The sequence below is a fragment of the Streptomyces sp. NPDC058145 genome (assembly GCF_042884245.1).
Taxonomy (GTDB): domain Bacteria; phylum Actinomycetota; class Actinomycetes; order Streptomycetales; family Streptomycetaceae; genus Streptomyces.
Window position 1 is genome coordinate 279268 of the sequence record NZ_JBHVUH010000002.1, and the last position, 17702, is coordinate 296969.

8 protein-coding genes and 2 pseudogenes are annotated in these 17702 nt (G+C 70.1%); 7 read left to right on the forward strand and 3 right to left on the reverse strand.

Annotated elements, in window-relative coordinates; translation table 11 throughout:
- Nucleotides 1–252: 252 nt before the first annotated feature.
- On the forward strand, nucleotides 253–3996 hold the full coding sequence (locus ACFVVO_RS05395) for a GH92 family glycosyl hydrolase (RefSeq protein ID WP_390051907.1): 3744 nt from the start codon (nucleotides 253–255) through the stop codon (nucleotides 3994–3996).
- 59 nt (nucleotides 3997–4055) lie between these two features.
- On the opposite strand, the gene ACFVVO_RS05400 is transcribed toward ACFVVO_RS05395, so the two are convergent.
- Nucleotides 4056–7358: a GH92 family glycosyl hydrolase gene (locus tag ACFVVO_RS05400; RefSeq protein ID WP_390051908.1), complete on the reverse strand. Its 3303-nt coding sequence runs from the start codon at nucleotides 7356–7358 to the stop codon at nucleotides 4056–4058.
- Nucleotides 7359–7790: 432 nt separating this feature from the next.
- Here ACFVVO_RS05400 and ACFVVO_RS05405 point away from each other — a divergent pair, with 432 nt between their 5' ends.
- Together ACFVVO_RS05405 and ACFVVO_RS05410 are read left to right on the forward strand one after the other, a co-directional pair.
- Entirely contained in the window at nucleotides 7791–8366 is a 576-nt protein-coding gene (locus tag ACFVVO_RS05405) for an IS607 family transposase (RefSeq protein ID WP_390051909.1), read from the forward strand.
- Nucleotides 8359–8631 (forward strand): annotated as a pseudogene (locus ACFVVO_RS05410) (IS200/IS605 family accessory protein TnpB-related protein); the annotation flags it as partial. The gene ACFVVO_RS05405 and the pseudogene ACFVVO_RS05410, both read left to right, overlap by 8 nt.
- Here the strand turns inward: ACFVVO_RS05410 and ACFVVO_RS05415 are convergent.
- Nucleotides 8628–8822, reverse strand: a pseudogene (locus ACFVVO_RS05415) (chitin-binding protein); the annotation flags it as partial. The pseudogenes ACFVVO_RS05410 and ACFVVO_RS05415 overlap by 4 nt on opposite strands.
- Before the next feature lie 401 nt (nucleotides 8823–9223).
- Between ACFVVO_RS05415 and ACFVVO_RS05420 the strand changes: the two are divergent.
- The gene (locus ACFVVO_RS05420; RefSeq protein WP_390052349.1) at nucleotides 9224–11872 is read left to right on the forward strand and encodes a SpoIIE family protein phosphatase; all 2649 of its coding nucleotides are present in this window, start codon (nucleotides 9224–9226) and stop codon (nucleotides 11870–11872) included.
- A 75-nt stretch (nucleotides 11873–11947) separates the two neighbouring features.
- On the opposite strand, the gene ACFVVO_RS05425 is transcribed toward ACFVVO_RS05420, so the two are convergent.
- Nucleotides 11948–14743, reverse strand: a complete 2796-nt coding sequence (locus tag ACFVVO_RS05425; protein WP_390051910.1) for an aconitate hydratase — start codon at nucleotides 14741–14743, stop codon at nucleotides 11948–11950.
- Between the two features lie 363 nt (nucleotides 14744–15106).
- Here ACFVVO_RS05425 and ACFVVO_RS05430 point away from each other — a divergent pair, with 363 nt between their 5' ends.
- The 3 genes from ACFVVO_RS05430 to ACFVVO_RS05440 form a co-directional block, all read left to right on the forward strand.
- Nucleotides 15107–15304: a DUF4236 domain-containing protein gene (locus tag ACFVVO_RS05430; protein WP_143630748.1), complete on the forward strand. Its 198-nt coding sequence runs from the start codon at nucleotides 15107–15109 to the stop codon at nucleotides 15302–15304.
- Between the two features lie 64 nt (nucleotides 15305–15368).
- Nucleotides 15369–16898, forward strand: coding sequence for a helix-turn-helix domain-containing protein (locus ACFVVO_RS05435; protein WP_390051911.1), 1530 nt, complete (start codon nucleotides 15369–15371; stop codon nucleotides 16896–16898).
- Nucleotides 16899–17486: 588 nt separating this feature from the next.
- Nucleotides 17487–17702 (forward strand): PAS domain-containing protein (locus tag ACFVVO_RS05440; RefSeq protein WP_390051912.1); only part of this gene is annotated, 216 nt, incomplete at its 3' end.

Consider the following 17702-nt stretch of genomic DNA (forward strand, 5'->3'; position numbering starts at 1 on the left):
TGGGTCTTTTCCGAGTTGAGACCTCCCGGAAATATGAAGGGCCTGTGGGCGCCCTGCCGGAAAAAGTCGCGACATAAGGCCCTGAATGCCACGCTCAACACCCTTGACATCACGGGCCACTTGACCACCTACTGGTTCCTGCGCATCGAGCTGACAACGTTGTCCGAAGCGACGCAGGAGGGGAAGCTGTAGATGCAGCGCAGAAGTCGACTCAGAAACGGTCCGGCGGTCGTACTCACGGCCGCCTTTGTCATGGCCGTCGGTACCCAGGGCGCGGCGGTCGCCCTGCCGGCGAAGGCACCGGCCGCCGACCGGGAGTTCGCATCCTCGTTCGAGGCGGGCGATCCGGCGCCGGACTGGCTGAACACCGTGGACACGGCCGCGGACGGGGGCAAGCGCGCCTCGGGTGTGGACGGCGGCTACAGCACCGGCATCCCGGGCAACGTCGACGACCATGTGACCGAGGTCCGGGCCAGCGACGAGAACACGGGCGCGGGCGAGGTGAAGGAGAACCTCGTCGACGGCGAGCCCGGTACCAAGTGGCTGGCCTTCCAGCCCACCGGCTGGGTGGAGTTCGACCTGGACAGGCCGGTCAAGCTGGTGACGTACGCGCTCACTTCGGCCAACGACTCCGCCGAGCGCGACCCGAAGGACTGGACGCTCCAGGGCTCGACGGACGGCAAGGACTGGAAGACGCTCGACACCCGCTCGGGTGAGAGCTTCAAGGAGCGGTTCCAGACGAAATCGTACGATCTGGCCGAGCCCGCCGAGTATCAGCACTTCCGGCTCGACGTGACCGCGAACAACGGCGCCTCGGGCATCCTGCAACTCGCCGACGTGCAGTTCTCCACCGGCGGCGGGGACGCCCCGGTGCCCCAGGACATGCTGTCCCTCGTCGACAAGGGACCGACCGGCTCGCCCACGGCCAAGGCCGGCGCCGGATTCACCGGAAAGCGTGCCCTGCGCTACGCCGGACGGCACACGGCGGACGGGCGGGCGTACTCGTACAACAAGGTCTTCGACGTGAACGTGCGGGTCGGCGGCGACACCCGGCTCTCCTACCGCATCTTCCCGTCGATGGCCGACGGCGACCGCGACTACGACGCCACCAACGTCTCCGTCGACCTGGCCTTCACGGACGGCACCTACCTCAGCGGCCTCGGCGCCACCGACCAGCACGGCTTCGCACTGACACCGCGCGGCCAGGGCTCGGCGAAGGCGCTCTACGTCAACCAGTGGAACAACGTGGCCTCCCGGATCGGCTCGGTCGCGGCCGGCAAGACGGTGGACCGGATACTGGTGGCGTACGACTCGCCGGACGGCCCGGCGAAGTTCCGCGGCTGGATAGACGACGTCGCCCTGAAGCCGGTGGCGCCCGAGAAGCCGAAGGCGCATCTGTCGGACTACGCGCTGACCACCCGCGGCACCAACTCCAGCGGCAGCTTCTCGCGCGGCAACAACTTCCCGGCGACGGCCGTCCCGCACGGCTTCAACTTCTGGACACCGGTCACCAACGCGTCTTCGCTGAGCTGGCTCTACGAATACGCACATGCGAACAACGACGAGAACCTGCCGACGATCCAGGCGTTCAGCGCGAGTCATGAGCCGAGCCCCTGGATGGGGGACCGGCAGACCTTCCAGCTCATGCCGTCGGCCGCCGCCGGCACCCCGGACACCGGCCGTGCGGCGCGCGAGCTGGCCTTCCGGCACGAGAACGAGACCGCGCGGCCGTACTACTACGGCGTCCGGTTCGAGAACGGGCTGAAGGCGGAGATAACCCCGACCGACCACGCGGCCGCGCTGCGCTTCACCTACCCGGGTGACGACGCGAGCGTGGTGTTCGACAACGTGACCGAGCAGGCGGGGCTGACCCTGGACAAGGAGCACGGCGTCGTCACCGGCTACTCGGACGTGAAGTCGGGTCTGTCGACGGGCGCGACCCGGCTGTTCGTGTACGGCAGGTTCGACAAGCCGGTGACCGGCGGCGACTCCAGCGGGGTGAAGGGCTTTCTGCGTTTCGACGCGGGCGCCGACCACACGGTCACCCTGCGGCTCGCGACCTCGCTGATCAGCGTGGACCAGGCGAAGGACAACCTGGCGCAGGAGATCCCGGACGGCACCTCCTTCGGCACGGTCAAGGCGCAGGCCCAGCGGACCTGGGACAAGCTGCTCGGCAAGGTCGAGGTGGAGGGCGCGACCCCGGACCAGCTGACCACGCTGTACTCCAGCATGTACCGGCTGTACCTGTACCCGAACTCGGGCTTCGAGAAGGTCGGCGGCAAGGACCAGTACGCCTCGCCCTTCTCCCCCATGCCGGGTCCGGACTCCCCGACGCACACCGGCGCGAAGATCGTCGACGGCAAGGTGTACGTCAACAACGGCTTCTGGGACACGTACCGGACCACCTGGCCCGCGTACTCGTTCCTGACCCCGTCGCAGGCGGGTGAGATGGTCGACGGGTTCGTGCAGCAGTACAAGGACGGCGGCTGGACCTCCCGCTGGTCCTCCCCCGGCTACGCCGACCTGATGACCGGCACCTCCTCGGACGTCGCGTTCGCCGACGCGTATGTCAAGGGCGTGAAGTTCGACGCGAAGGCGGCGTACGACGCGGCGGTCAAGAACGCCACGGTCGTCCCCCCGGCCTCGGGCGTGGGCCGCAAGGGCATGAGCACCTCGCCGTTCCTCGGCTACACCAGCACCGACACGCACGAGGGCCTGTCCTGGGCGATGGAGGGCTACGTCAACGACTACGGCATCGCCAAGATGGGCGAGGCCCTCTACAAGAAGACGGGCGAGAAGCGCTACAAGGAGGAGTCGCAGTACTTCCTCAACCGCGCCCGGGACTACGTGAACCTCTTCGACTCCAGGGCCGGCTTCTTCCAGGGCCGTGACGCCAAGGGCAACTGGCGCGTGGACTCCTCGAAGTACGACCCGCGCGTGTGGGGCTACGACTACACGGAGACCAACGGCTGGGGTTACGCCTTCACCGCCCCGCAGGACAGCCGGGGCCTGGCCAACCTGTACGGCGGCCGGCAGGGCCTCGCCGACAAGCTCGACGAGTACTTCGCCACGCCCGAGACGGCCTCCCCGGACTACGTCGGCTCCTACGGCGGTGTCATCCACGAGATGACCGAGGCGCGGGACGTCCGGATGGGCATGTACGGCCACTCCAACCAGGTCGCGCACCACGTCGTCTACATGTACGACGCGGCCGGTGAGCCCTGGAAGGCGCAGGGACACGTGCGCGAGGCGCTGTCCCGGCTCTACACCGGCAGCGAGATCGGCCAGGGCTACCACGGCGACGAGGACAACGGCGAGCAGTCGGCCTGGTACCTCTTCTCCTCGCTCGGCTTCTACCCGCTGGTCATGGGCGGCGACGAGTACGCCATCGGCTCCCCGCTGTTCAAGAAGGCGACCGTGCACCTGGAGAACGGCCGCGATCTGGTGATCAAGGCGCCGCGCAACAGCGCGAAGAACGTGTACGTGCAGGGTGTGAAGGTGAACGGCAGCCCCTGGACGTCCACTTCGCTCCCCCACTCGCTGCTGTCCAAGGGCGGGGAGCTGGAGTTCTTCATGGGCTCCAAGCCCTCGACGTGGGGGACGGGCGCGAAGGCGGCGCCGGTCTCCGTCACCCAGGACGACAAGGTGCCGGCGCCCCGCGCGGACGTGCTGAAGGGCGACGGCGCCCTGTTCGACAACACCTCGGCGACGAGCGCGACGGTCACCACGGTGGACCTGCCGGCCGCGGACGGCGCCAAGCCGGTCCAGTACACGCTGACGTCGGCGGCGGACCACACGAAGGCACCGGCCGGCTGGACGCTGCAGGGGTCCGCGGACGGCACGACCTGGAAGACCCTGGACCACCGCTCCGGCGAATCGTTCCGATGGGACCGGCAGACCAGGGCGTTCGGCATCGCCGCCCCGGGCACCTACGCGAAGTACCGCCTGGTCCTCGACGGTGAGGCGACGCTGGCGGAGGTGGAGCTGCTGGGCTGACCGGCACACGCGAAGAGGGGGCGGACCCGGCCGGGTCCGCCCCCTCTTCGCGTGTGCGCTCAGCCGGTGGCGAGGGTGAAGACGTGCAGGTCGGTGTCGTGCGGGAGGGTCACGCTGTGGACCGCCTTGCCGTCCGGGGCCGCGACGGGCTTCGTGGCGAAGACGTAGGTCGCCACCGGGTCCTTGTCGGCGCCCGCGACATTGCGGTACGCCCCCTTCGCGACCACCTCGTTGCCGTAACTCACGGTGCCGCCCCCGCCGCCGACGGTCCAGTCGGTGAAGGCGAGGTCGACGGTGCCGGTGGTGCCGTCGGTGTAGGTGACGGTGGCCTTGGTCTGCTGGTTGCCGTTGACGGCGCTGCCGATGAAGGACAACCGGGTCGCCGGCTCGGCGAGTTCGACGGTCTGGCCGGAGGCCGAGGCGTTGTCCGGGCGGCCGGCGGGCGAGTTCGGCCAGGTGAAGGTGAGACCGTCCACCGTGCCCCGGCCGCCCGGGGTCAGACCGGCGGCGGCGAGGGCCTGGCGGGAGTAGCTCCAGCCGCCGCCGTCGTAGTCGGCCTCGTCGTGGTCGCCCTCGTCGTCCGAGACACCGGTGTTGTCGTAGGCGGCCAGCAGGGTGCCCGGAGCGGCCACGGTCAGGGAGACCGGCTGGTCGTAGGAGGTGTCGCCGGAGGTCACCGTGACCTTGACGTCGTAGAAGCCCTGGGTGGCGTCCTTCGCCGCGGCCAGGGTGATCTGCTGGGCGCCGTCGGTGACCGTGCCCTCGGCGGGCGTGGCCGTCACGCCGGCCGGTGCCTGCACCCGGAAGCGCACCTCGGGTCCGGTGCCGCCGCTCAGCGCCAGCGCGCGGATGCCGATCTTCGTGCTGTCACCGGGTGCGACCTTGGCGGTGGTGGGGCCGACACCGATCTGGTACGGCTGCTCACCCTCCCGGAAGGACGGCGGCGGCGAGGACGCGCCCCAGGTGCGGTTCGGGGTGGCGGACAGGGTGTAGTCCAGCCGGCCGCCGTCACGGACGAAGGAGGCGGGCAGCCAAGGACGGTCGCTGCCGCGGCCGTCGACCTTCAGGGACTGGACGTACGGGGCGTCGGCCGCCGCTCCGGTGGCCCGCACGGAGATGTCGTTGCCGTGCGGGCGGTCGATCTCCACGCGCTCGAACAGCGGTGAGGCCAGCACGAGTTCGGCGCGGGAGGGCACCTGCGGGTACATGCCGAGCGCGGAGAAGACGTACCAGGACGACATGGCGCCGAGGTCGTCGTTGCCGGGTATGCCGCCGGGCCCGGTCGACCAGAGCTGCCGCATCGCCGCGCGGACGGTCTCCTGCGCCTTGTACGGGGCTCCGGCGTAGTCGTACAGGTAGGGCACGTTGATGGACGGTTCGTTGTCCAGCTCGGACTTGGCGCCGCCCTTGCCGGTCAGGGCCCAGCTGCCGTCGGCGTTGTGGAAGAAGGCGTCGAGCCGGGCAAGCGCCTTGCCGGTGCCGCCCATCGCCGCGAAGAGCCCGGCGGGGTTGTGCTGGACCATCCAGGTGTACTGGGCGGCCGTGCCCTCCACGAAGCCGTTGCCGGTGTCGGGGGTGAAGCCGGTGACCCAGCTCCCGTCGGCCTTGCGGTTGGCGATGTAGCCGCCGCCCTGGTCGGCCGCGAGGTTGAAGTTGTTCTGCCACCACTGGGCCCGGCGGGCGAAGGTACTGGCGGTGCCCTTCTCCCCCGCCGCGGCGGCAAGTTGGGCGAGCGAGAAGTCCGCGGTGGACATCTCCAGGGTTTCGGCGGCGCCGCCCCAGGCGTTGGAGACGCTCGGCATGTAGTGCAGCTTCAGGTACTTGTCGAGCGACGGACGCTGGCCCACCGACAGCACCGGCTTGCCGGCCGCCGACAGGTCCTGGGCCGTGGGCACGGTGGCCGCCCTCGCCAGTGAGTTCAGGGCGCCCTTGAGGTCGAAGCCGGTGCCGCCGAAGGCGCGGATGCCGGCCAGGGCGGTCGGCGCGGGGTCGCCGTTCATGACGTGGGTGCCGCTCGCACCGTGCAGCCAGCGGTCCCAGACACCGCCGTTCTGCCGGGCGAGTTCGTACAACGACTGGGCGATGTCGGAACCCGTGTCCGGGTCGAGCAGGGTCAGCAGCTGCACCTGGTCGCGGTAGACGTCCCAGCCGGAGAAGGTGCCGTACTGGGCGCGGTGGCCGCGGCCGACCCGGTGCACCTTGCCGTCGCCGCCCCGGTAGCGGCCGTCGGCGTCGCTGATGACGTTGGGGTGCAGCAGGGAGTGGTAGAGGGCGGTGTAGAAGGTGGTGCGCTCGGCGTCCGTGCCGCCGCCGACCCGGACCGCGGCGAGCCGGTCGCGCCAGGCGCGGCGGGCCGCGTCCGTGACCGCGTCGAAGGACCGCTTCGCGGGGTTCTCCGCCTTGAGGTTGGCCGCCGCGGCCGCCTGGCTGACGTAGGAGATGCCGACCTTGACGTTCACCGGTCCGGTGCCGGGTGCGAACTCCACGTACCCGCCGGCGCCCTTGCCCGCCACGGGCCGGCCGCCGTGCGAGAAGCCGCCGGTGCCGCCGGTGGCCTGGGTGGAGCCGGCCTGGAGCTTGTCGTCCTGCCAGGTGCCGGTGGCCTTGAAGGCGCGGTCGAAGCGGGCGGTGAAGTGCAGGGTGTAGTAGGAGCGCTGACCCTCCGGGTCGAGGTAGCCGCAGAAGTCGCCGGAGGTGACGGAGCCGGAGACGGTACGGGTCGCCGCGTCGATGGTGACCGACGAATCCTCGGAGCCGACCTCGGAGTTGGCGGTGCGGACGAGCAGCGAGGCGGGTTTGTCCGCGGGGTAGGTGAAGCGGGCCGAGCCCGTGCGGGCGGTCGCCGTGAGGTCGGCGGTGACGCCGGAGGCCAGGCCCACCTTGTAGTGGCCGGGCCCGGCGCTCTCGTCGGAGTGCCGGAAGTCCGAGGCGTAGACGGCGTCCTTGGTGTCGCTCGCCGGGGAGGAGGTGACCTCGCCCGCGTACGGGAAGAACGGGATGTCACCGCTGCCGCCCGCGCAGCCGGTGCCGGACATGTGGGTCAGACTGAAGCCCCGGACACGGGTGGCGTCGTACTGGTAGCCGCCGGGCGCGGCGATGGGGGTCCCCCCGCTCGAGCGAAGCCGAGAGTGGGGGAGGGTGGCGTCGCCTCTGGTGTTCTCCGGGCTCCAGGAGAGCATGCCGAACGGCACCACGGCGCCCGGGAAGACGTTGCCGCCGTTCTTGGTGCCGATCAGCGGATCGACGTACGGGGTCGGATCCTTGACGAGTTCAGGGGGTGCTGCGGTCGCCGCGAGGGCGGGGGTGGCCCCGCCGGTCGCGAGCACCGCGGCCAGCAGCAGGGACGTGGGACGGAAACGCATGACGCGGCCCTTCCTCGGGATGGACGGGTCGCGCACCACAGGTCGCACAAGCCGCAGGGACAGTAACGCGCGCCACCGGTAACACGGAAGACCGCGTACTCCCCCGCGGGCACACGCCGGTATCACCCGGCCGGACTACCCCAAGTGGGTTGACATCGTTGTCCGTTGACGCGGTAGAGTCATGTACGGACCATAAGACAACGTTGTCGCGCTCCACTCGGTCGTGGCCGGCCCACGGCCCGCCCGCCACAAGCCAGCACCACCCGGACAGGGACCGAACCCCCCTCACCTGCCCGGCTCGCGGACCCGGTGCGTCACTTCACCGGGTCCGCCCAGAGCGACTCAACCGACTCGGCAGGGGTCTTCAACTGCTGCTGTTCGGGGTCGAGTGAGTGAGCGTAACCGTGCGTGAGTGAGTGTCGTTGTCAGGGTATGAATCTCACGCAATGGGCGAAGGCGCAGGGTGTGCACCCGCAGACCGCGTATCGCTGGTTCCGTGAGGGGACGCTGCCGGTCCCGGCTCAGAGGGTCGGCCCGCGCACCATCCTGGTGAACGTTGGGGTCAACGCCGCGCCCGACGCGTTCGGCGGGCTGGGCCTTTATGCCCGTGTCTCCTCCCATGACCAGAAGGCCGACCTGGAGCGGCAGGTCACCCGGCTGACTCGGTGGGCGGCGCAGGCCGGCCACCGGGTGGTGCGCGTGGAGGTGGAGATCGCATCCGGTATGAACGGTGCCCGCCCTAAAGCGAAGCGGCTGCTGGCCGATCCGGATGTGTCCACCGTGGTGGTCGAGCACAGGGATCGGCTGGGTCGGATGAACACCGAACTTGTCGAAGCCGCCCTGTCCGCGCATGGGCGCCGCCTCGTGGTCGTTGATGACGGCGAGGTCGAAGACGACCTGGTGCGCGACATGGTGGAGGTGCTGACCTCGTTCTGTGCTCGCCTGTACGGTCGCCGGTCGGCGAAGAACCGTGCCCGCAAGGCTTTCGAGGCCGCCCAGCATGGCTGACTCCACACTGCGCACCATCGAGCCGCCGTTCGTTGCGCCGGGACCGTCCGGGGTGGCGATCCGCACCAGCATGAAGGGCATGTCCCAGCGGGACCGTGAGGTGCTGGCGCTGGTGGGCGCACACCTGGGTTCGCTGGCCTGCGCCGACCTCAAGGCTCGTTGCCAGGCGGGTACCGGTCACGACAGCGGCCAGTGGGCGCAGCGCAAGCGGGCTCTGACCGAGGAGTCGTCCTCCCGCTGGGCCGGGAGTGTCACGAAGGCCACGGGCTTGATCTCACCGGTGTCGGTGAGCCCGTCCCGCCGGCACAGGAAGGTACGACTGCCCGGCTTCATGGGGGTGCCGTGGGCGGCGGCCGGGATACCGGCGGCGAACATCAGGCCCAGGGCGGGGAGGGCGGTCAGCAGGGCCAGGAGGACCAGGAACAGGCCTCTGCCGTGGGTGGGGTGCGGTAATCGCGGGTGCCTCGTGAGGCCGAGCGCACCGATTGTCGCAGACATGACACATACACCTCCGACTGCGACGCCGTGGTCGTGCGGACGTACGGAAAGGGGAAGGGCGGGGCGGGACGAGGTGGGAGCGAACCCGGAACGGCCCGGGCGGGTTCCGGTCCGCGGGGGCCGAACCTGATGGGAGCGCTCCCACCTCTAGCCCGTGAAGTTAGCGCGCACGGCACCCGCTGTAAACGCCTGCCGCCACACCTGTGACACGGCACTGGTGGAAGGTGTGGGGCGGGCGGGGCGGAAGAGGCGGAGGCGTCCACGGCTCGGGACGGACGTAGCCATCGTCAATCACCCAGTGCTAGAAATGTCGCATGTCGGACCAATTCGGCCGATTCGGGCGCTTGTCCTGGCGCTCCATGGTCGGCAAGAGCCCACGCAGTGTCGCCGGACAGGTCTTCCTCCTGCAGGTGGCCCTCGTGGTCCTCCTCGTGGTCTGTGCCGTCATCGCCCTCGTGCTGCAGTCCGAGCGGGACACCACCACGGAGGCCAAGCGCCGGTCCATAGCCGTCGCGCAGACCTTCGCCCACTCACCGGGCGTCCAGCAGGCACTGAACAGCCCCGATCCCTCGAAGATCCTCCAGCCGCTCACCGAGGCGGGACGCAAGACCGCGGGCGTCGACTTCATCGTGGTCATGGACACCAAGGGCATCCGCTACACCCACCCGATACCGAGCCGGATCGGCAAACGGTTCGTGGGCCGGATAGGCCCCTCGCTGGCCGGCCGGGTCTACACCGAGAGCGTGCACGGCCCGCTGGGCCACGAGGTGCAGGCGACCGTGCCCATCCGGAGCGCCGACGGCAAGGTGACCGCTCTGGTCTCCGCCGGCCTGAAGGTCAAGAACGTCACCAGCCAGGTCGACCGCCAGTTGCCGATCATCCTGGCCGCCGGAGCCGGCGCGCTCGTGCTGTCGACCGGCGGGACGGCCCTGGTGGGCCGGCGGCTGCGGCGGCAGACCCACAGCCTGGCCCCGGAAGAGATGACCCGCATGTACGAGCACCACGACACGGTGCTGCACTCGGTGCGGGAGGGCGTGCTCATCGTCGGCCACGACGGGCGGCTGCTGCTGGCCAACGACGAGGCCAGGCGGCTGCTGGAGCTGCCCCCGCAGGCCGAGGGACGCAATGTGCGGGAGCTGTCGCACCTCGAACCCGAGACGGTGGAACTGCTCGGCTCCGGGCGCGAGGCGAGCGACGAGGTGCACTTCGCCGGCGGGCGGCTGCTGGTGGTCAACCAGCGGCCCACCGACGGCGCGGGCGCCTGCGGCGGGACCGTGGTGACGCTGCGCGACTCCACCGAGCTCCAGGCGGTGTCCGGCAGGGCCGAGGTCACCCGGGAACGGCTGGAGCTGCTGTACGACGCGGGCCTGGGCATCGGCACGACCCTCGACGTGGTCCGCACGGCCGACGAGCTGGCCGCGGTCGCCATCCCCCGCTTCGCGGACTTCGTCACCGTGGACCTGGCCGACAACGTCCTGCACGGGGAGGAGCCGGCCCCGACAGCTACGGACATCCGCCGGGTCGCCGTGAGCGGCATCCGGGACGACCACCCGCTCTACGAGAAGGGCCGCCTGATCGACTTCCTGCCCTCCACCCCCCAGGCGCGCGGTTACAACGCCGGCCGCTCCGAGCTCGTGCCCAACCTGGCGAGCGCCTCGGGCTGGCAGGCCCAGGACCCCTCCCGCACCCAGCGAATACTGGAGTACGGCATCCACTCGCTCATCGCCGCCCCGATCCAGGCGCGCGGCGTCGTCCTGGGCATGGCCAACTTCTACCGTTCCAAACAGGAGCCCTTCGACGAGGAGGAGCTGTCGCTGGCGGACGAGCTGGTGGCCCGGGCCGCGGTCAGCATCGACAACGCCCGCCGGTACACCCGCGAGCACGCCGTCGCGGTCACCCTGCAGCGCAGCCTGCTGCCGCGGGCGCTGCCCGAGCAGAGCGCCCTCGACGTCGCCTACCGCTACCTTCCGGCACAGTCCGGCGTGAGCGGGGACTGGTTCGACGTGATCCCGCTGCCCGGGGGCCGGGTGGCACTGGCCGTGGGCGACGTGGTGGGGCACGGCCTGCACGCGGCGGCGACCATGGGCCGGCTGCGCACCGCGGTGCACAACTTCTCCACGCTCGACCTGCCGCCGGACGAGCTGCTCAGCCATCTGGACGACCTGGTCGGCCGCATCGACCAGGACGAGGCCCGCGCGGAGGCGGCCGCGGAGATCGTCGGCGCCACCTGTCTGTACGCGATCTACGACCCGGTGACCCGCCGCTGCGCGGTGGCACGGGCCGGGCATCTGGCGCCCGCGCTGGTCTACCCCGACGGCGGCGTCACCTTCCCCGACGTTCCGGCCGGGCCGCCGCTGGGCCTGGGCGGCATGCCGTTCCGGACGGCCGAGCTGGAGCTGCCCGAGGGCAGCCAGCTGGTTCTCTACACCGACGGGCTCATCGAGGACCGCAGGCGTGACCTGGACGTGAGCATGGAGCTGCTGCGCCTGGCGCTGTCGGGCCATCCCGACCGGTCGCCGGAGGAGAGCTGCCAGGCGGTGCTGGACGAGCTGCTGCCCGAGCGCCCCAAGGACGACGTGGCCCTGCTGATCGCGCGTACCCGGGCGCTGCCGCCGGAGAACGTCGCCGACTGGGACGTGCCGCGAGACCCGGCCGCCGTGTCGGGGATGCGCGGTGCCGTGTCCGCCAAGCTCGAGGAGTGGGGCCTGTCGGAGCTGGGCTTCGGCATGGAACTGGTCCTCAGCGAGCTGATCACCAACGCCATCCGCTACGGCTCGGACCCGGTTCATGTGCGGCTGATCCGGGACCGTGTGCTGATCTGCGAGGTGGCCGACGGCAGCAGCACCTCGCCGCATCTGCGGTACGCCGCGACGACCGACGAGGGAGGCCGGGGTCTGTTCCTGGTCTCCCAGATGACCGAGCGCTGGGGCACCCGGTACACACCCCAGGGCAAGGTGATCTGGGCGGAGGTGGCGCTGCCGGACCTCTCGGCGCTCCTCGGGGAGTGAGCCGCGGACGGCACGAGGGCCGCACCCCCGGTGCCGGGGGTGCGGCCCTCGCCCTCGTCCGCTGAGCCGTGCCGCCTACTTGCGGATCAGGCTGCGCAGCACGTACTGCATGATGCCGCCGTTGCGGTAGTAGTCGGCCTCACCGGGGGTGTCGATGCGGACGACCGCGTCGAACTCGACACCGGTGTCGGTGGTGACCTTGACCGTGCGCGGCGTGGTGCCGTTGTTCAGCTCGGTGACGCCGGTGAAGGAGAAGGTCTCCTCGCCGGTCAGGCCGAGGGACTCGGCGGACTGGCCCTCCGGGAACTGCAGGGGCAGGACGCCCATGCCGATGAGGTTCGAGCGGTGGATGCGCTCGTAGGACTCGGCGATGACGGCCTTCACGCCGAGCAGCGCGGTGCCCTTGGCGGCCCAGTCGCGGGACGAGCCGGAGCCGTACTCCTTGCCCGCCAGGACGACCAGCGGGATGCCCTGCTCGATGTAGTTGCTGGAGGCGTCGTAGATGAACGACACCGGCGCGTCGGCCTGGGTGAAGTCGCGGGTGTAGCCGCCCTCGGTGCCCGGCGCGATCTGGTTGCGCAGGCGGATGTTGGCGAACGTGCCGCGGATCATGACCTCGTGGTTGCCTCGGCGGGAGCCGTAGGAGTTGAAGTCACGACGCTCCACACCGTGCTCGGTGAGGTACTGGCCGGCCGGGGTGTCGGCCTTGATGGCACCGGCCGGGGAGATGTGGTCGGTGGTGACCGAGTCGCCCAGCTTGGCGAGCACGCGGGCGCCGGCGATGTCCTCGACCGGGGCCGGCTCCATGCCCATGCCATCGAAGTACGGGGGCTTGCGGACGTAGGTGGACTCCGCGTCCCACTCGAAGGTGTTGCCGGTCGGGACCGGGAGGGACTGCCACTGGGCGTCGCCGGCGAAGACGTCGCTGTAGGACTTGGAGAACATGTCCTCGCCGATGGCGTTGGCGACGACGTCGTTGACCTCGGCCTCGGAGGGCCAGATGTCCTTCAGGAAGACCGGGTTGCCGTCGGTGTCGGTGCCCAGCGCCTCACGGGTGATGTCCACCTTCATGGAACCGGCGAGGGCGTACGCGACGACCAGCGGCGGGGACGCCAGGTAGTTCATCTTGACGTCGGGGTTGATACGGCCCTCGAAGTTCCGGTTGCCGGAGAGGACCGAGGTGACGGCCAGGTCGTGGTCGTTGACGGCCTTGGAGACCTCCTCCGGCAGCGGGCCGGAGTTGCCGATGCAGGTGGTGCAGCCGTAGCCGACCAGGTTGAAGCCGACCTTGTCGAGGTACGGGGTCAGGCCCGCCTTCTCGAAGTAGTCGGTGACGACCTTGGAGCCCGGGGCGAGGGTGGTCTTGACCCACGGCTTGCGGGTCAGGCCCTTCTCGACCGCCTTCTTGGCCACCAGGGCGGCGGCGACCATGACGTACGGGTTGGAGGTGTTGGTGCAGGAGGTGATGGCCGCGACCGTCACCGCACCGTGGTCCAGCTCGTAGGTGGTGCCGTCGGGGGCGGTCACCTGGACCGGGTTGGACGGGACGGAACCGGTGCCCTGGCCGTGCTGCGGGGCGCCGGCGCCGTTCTCCTCGTGGCCGTAGGCCGGGGCGTCGGAGGCCGGGAAGGACTCGGCGCTCGCCTCGTCGACCACCGAGGCGGCGGCAGCCGGCGTCTGGGCGACGGGGGCCTCGACGTAGTTGAGGACGTCCTTGGCGAACTGCTGGGCGGCCTCGGCCAGGACGATGCGGTCCTGCGGGCGCTTCGGGCCGGCGATGGACGGCACGACGGTGGACAGGTCCAGCTCGAGCTTCTCGGAGAAGTCCGGCTCGGCCTTCGGGTCCAGCCAGAGGCCCTGCTCCTTGGCGTACGCCTCGACGAGCGCGACCTGCTGGACGGAGCGGCCGGTCAGGCGCAGGTAGTTCAGGGTCTCGTCGTCGATCGGGAAGATCGCGGCGGTGGAGCCGAACTCCGGCGACATGTTGCCGATGGTGGCGCGGTTGGCGAGGCTCGTGGCGGACACACCCTCGCCGTAGAACTCGACGAACTTGCCGACCACACCGTGCTTGCGCAGCATCTCGGTGATGGTGAGCACGAGGTCGGTGGCGGTGGTGCCGGGCTTCAGCTCACCGGTGAGCTTGAAGCCCACGACGCGCGGGATGAGCATGGAGACCGGCTGGCCGAGCATGGCGGCCTCGGCCTCGATGCCGCCGACGCCCCAGCCGAGGACGCCGAGGCCGTTGACCATCGTGGTGTGCGAGTCGGTGCCGACCAGGGTGTCGGGGTAGGCCTGGCCGCCCCGGACCATGACGGTACGGGCCAGGTGCTCGATGTTCACCTGGTGGACGATGCCGGTGCCCGGCGGGACGACCTTGAACTCGTCGAACGCGGTCTGGCCCCAGCGCAGGAACTGGTAGCGCTCCTTGTTGCGGCCGTACTCCAGCTCGACGTTCTGCTTGAAGGCGTCGTTCGTGCCGAACTTGTCGGCGATGACGGAGTGGTCGATGACCAGCTCGGCCGGCGCCAGCGGGTTGATCTTCGCCGGGTCGCCGCCCAGCTCCTTCACGGCCTCACGCATGGTCGCGAGGTCCACGACGCAGGGGACGCCGGTGAAGTCCTGCATGATCACGCGAGCCGGCGTGAACTGGATCTCCTGGGACGGCTGGGCCTGGGAGTCCCAGCCGCCGAGGGCGCGGATGTGGTCGGCGGTGATGTTCGCGCCGTCCTCCGTGCGGAGCAGGTTCTCCAGCAGGACCTTGAGGCTGTACGGCAGGCGAGCGGAGCCCTCCACCTTGTCCAGCCGGAAGATCTCGTACGACTCGTCGCCCACCTGCAGCGTGCTGCGGGCGTCGAAGCTGTTCGCCGACACGACAGTCTCCTTCATTGATGTGCGCGTACCACCGTCAATCGTGCCGCCACGTCGGCTTGCCCGATTCAGTAAGGTCAGACTAAGTTAGGCAAGCCTTACTGAAGTGGCGGCTACGGTGCGCCTCGGCAGATATCTCGATGTCGAGATAACTCTAGTACATGGGGGCTGGCTGGTCATGTCCGGCCGCCCTCGGCCCCGCCGTTTTTCGGTGGCGTCCGCCACAGTGGAGCCTGCCGCGCGGGGCGGACCGGCGCACACCGGACACGGTCCCGCGACCGTCCGCGATCACCCGCCATCTCTCCGCGGTTACGGGGTATCCGAGTTGAGCGTCACCCGGCCCGGAAACCATCCAAGGAGGCACCCATGCCGCTCACTTTCCGCAAGAGCTTCCGGATCCTGCCCGGGGTGCGGCTGAACATCAACCGGCACTCCTGGTCCATCACCACCGGCGGCAAGAACGGCCCGCGGCACACCCACAGCAGCACCGGACGACGTACGACATCGGTGGATTTGCCCGGACCTTTCGGATGGCGCCGCACCCGTACTACCAGGGACCATTGACGGGGTATCACCCGAACGGCCCCCCCAAGAGGCGCCATCTCATATCTGAGATAACCTCAGCCTCATGGCAGACGACTACCTCGTACGCATCGGCAAGCTCATCCGTGATGCCCGGCAACACCGTGGCTGGACACAGGCGCAGCTCGCGGAGGCGCTCGGCACCAGTCAGAGCGCCGTCAATCGCATCGAGCGCGGGAACCAGAACATCAGCCTTGAGATGATCGCCCGAATCGGTGAAGCCCTGGACAGCGAGATCGTGTCGCTGGGCTATGCGGGTCCGATGCATCTGCGGGTGGTCGGCGGCCGTCGGCTGTCCGGTGCCATCGACGTCAAGACCAGCAAGAACGCGTGCGTGGCACTGCTGTGCGCCTCACTGCTCAACAAGGGGCGCACGGTGCTGCGCCGGGTGGCCCGGATCGAGGAGGTGTACCGCCTGCTGGAGGTGCTCAACTCCATCGGCGTGCGCACCCGCTGGATCAACGACGGCGTCGACCTGGAACTCGTCCCGCCGGCCGAGCTGGAGATGGCGGCGATCGACGCGGAGGCGGCCGTCCGCACCCGCTCCATCATCATGTTCCTCGGCCCGCTGCTGCACCGCGTGGACAGCTTCAAGCTGCCGTACGCCGGCGGCTGCGACCTCGGCACGCGGACCATCGAACCGCACATGATCGCGCTGCGCCGGTTCGGTCTGGACGTCGCGGCCACCGAGGGCCAGTACCACGCCCAGGTGGACCGCACCGTCAGCCCCGACCGCCCGATCGTCCTGACCGAGCGCGGCGACACGGTGACCGAGAACGCGCTGCTCGCCGCCGCCCGGCACGACGGTGTGACGGTCATCCGCAACGCCTCCTCCAACTACATGGTCCAGGACCTGTGCTTCTTCCTGGAGGTGCTGGGCGTCAGGGTCGAGGGCATCGGCACCACCACACTCACCGTGCACGGCGTGCCGAACATCGACGCCGACGTGGACTACTCCCCCTCCGAGGACCCGGTCGAGGCGATGAGCCTGCTGGCCGCCGCCGTGGTGACCGAGTCGGAGCTGACGGTACGCCGGGCACCGATCGAGTTCCTGGAGATCGAGCTGGCGGTCCTGGAGGAGATGGGCCTCGACCACGACCGGTCCCCCGAGTACTTCGCGGACAACGGCCGCACCCGCCTGGTCGACCTCACCGTCCGCCCCTCCAAGCTCGAAGCCCCGATCGACAAGATCCACCCCATGCCCTTCCCGGGCCTCAACATCGACAACGTCCCGTTCTTCGCGGCCATCGCGGCGGTGGCCTCCGGTCAGACCCTGATCCACGACTGGGTCTACGACAACCGCGCGATCTACCTGACCGACCTCAACCGCCTCGGCGGCCGACTGCAGTTGCTGGACCCGCACCGCGTCCTGGTCGAGGGCCCGACCCGCTGGCGCGCCGCCGAGATGATGTGCCCGCCGGCCCTGCGCCCCGCGGTCGTCGTCCTGCTGGCGATGATGGCGGCCGAGGGCACCTCGGTCCTGCGCAACGTGTACGTCATCAACCGGGGTTACGAGGACCTGGCGGAGCGGCTGAACTCGATCGGGGCGCAGATCGAGATCTTCCGCGACATCTGAGAACTCGCGCAGGACGGTGCGGACCCCCTACCGGGAGCACGACCCGGGTATTGGTCGTCACCGACGAGCAGGCCGCCCCCCTGCGGCCCCGGCGGGCCGGCCGGACCGGTCCCGGCCGGCATCCCGGTCAGCACCTGGAACCTGGCGGGGTACCGGCCCGCCCAAGGTCCCACGGGTCCCCATCGGCACACCTTCGTCGGCCTCACGGACGCGGCGTCCCGGACGGTCGGCCTCATCGAGGCCGGCCGCTCGGCCGCTGGGCCGCTCGGCCGCTGAGCCGCTCGGCCGCTCGGCCGCTGAGCCGGACCGGTCCGAGGGACACGGCCCAGGGCGTTCGCCGGTCTCCTGAGGGACATCCGACCGCCATCGGCGCGACAGGCCGCCGTACCTCCAGGAGGAGGTGCGGCGGCCTGTCCGCGTCCGTGGTGTGCCGCCGGGCCGGTGAGCGGGCGGGCGCGGGCGCGGAGTGATCAGCTTGTTCATCGGCGGCGACAGGTTCGAGCGGTGTGGTGTCACTAAGCGACATGTCATCGCGCGGCCGTGCGGACTGCACTGGAATGGCCCGTCTCATGTCGAGCCTGGGGGGCGATGATGACGATGAGTGACCTGGCCGCAGCACCACCGGACTCCGCCGGAGTGGTGCCGCCGCGGACGTGCCGGTGCGGGGCACAGGATTCGGCGGCGGGCCCGGGGGGCGCCGAGGAGAAGTTCCGGGGGCTGCTGGAGGCGGCGCCGGACGCGATGGTCATCGTCGACGACCAGGGCATGATCCGACTCGTCAACGCCCAGACCGAAGCCCTCTTA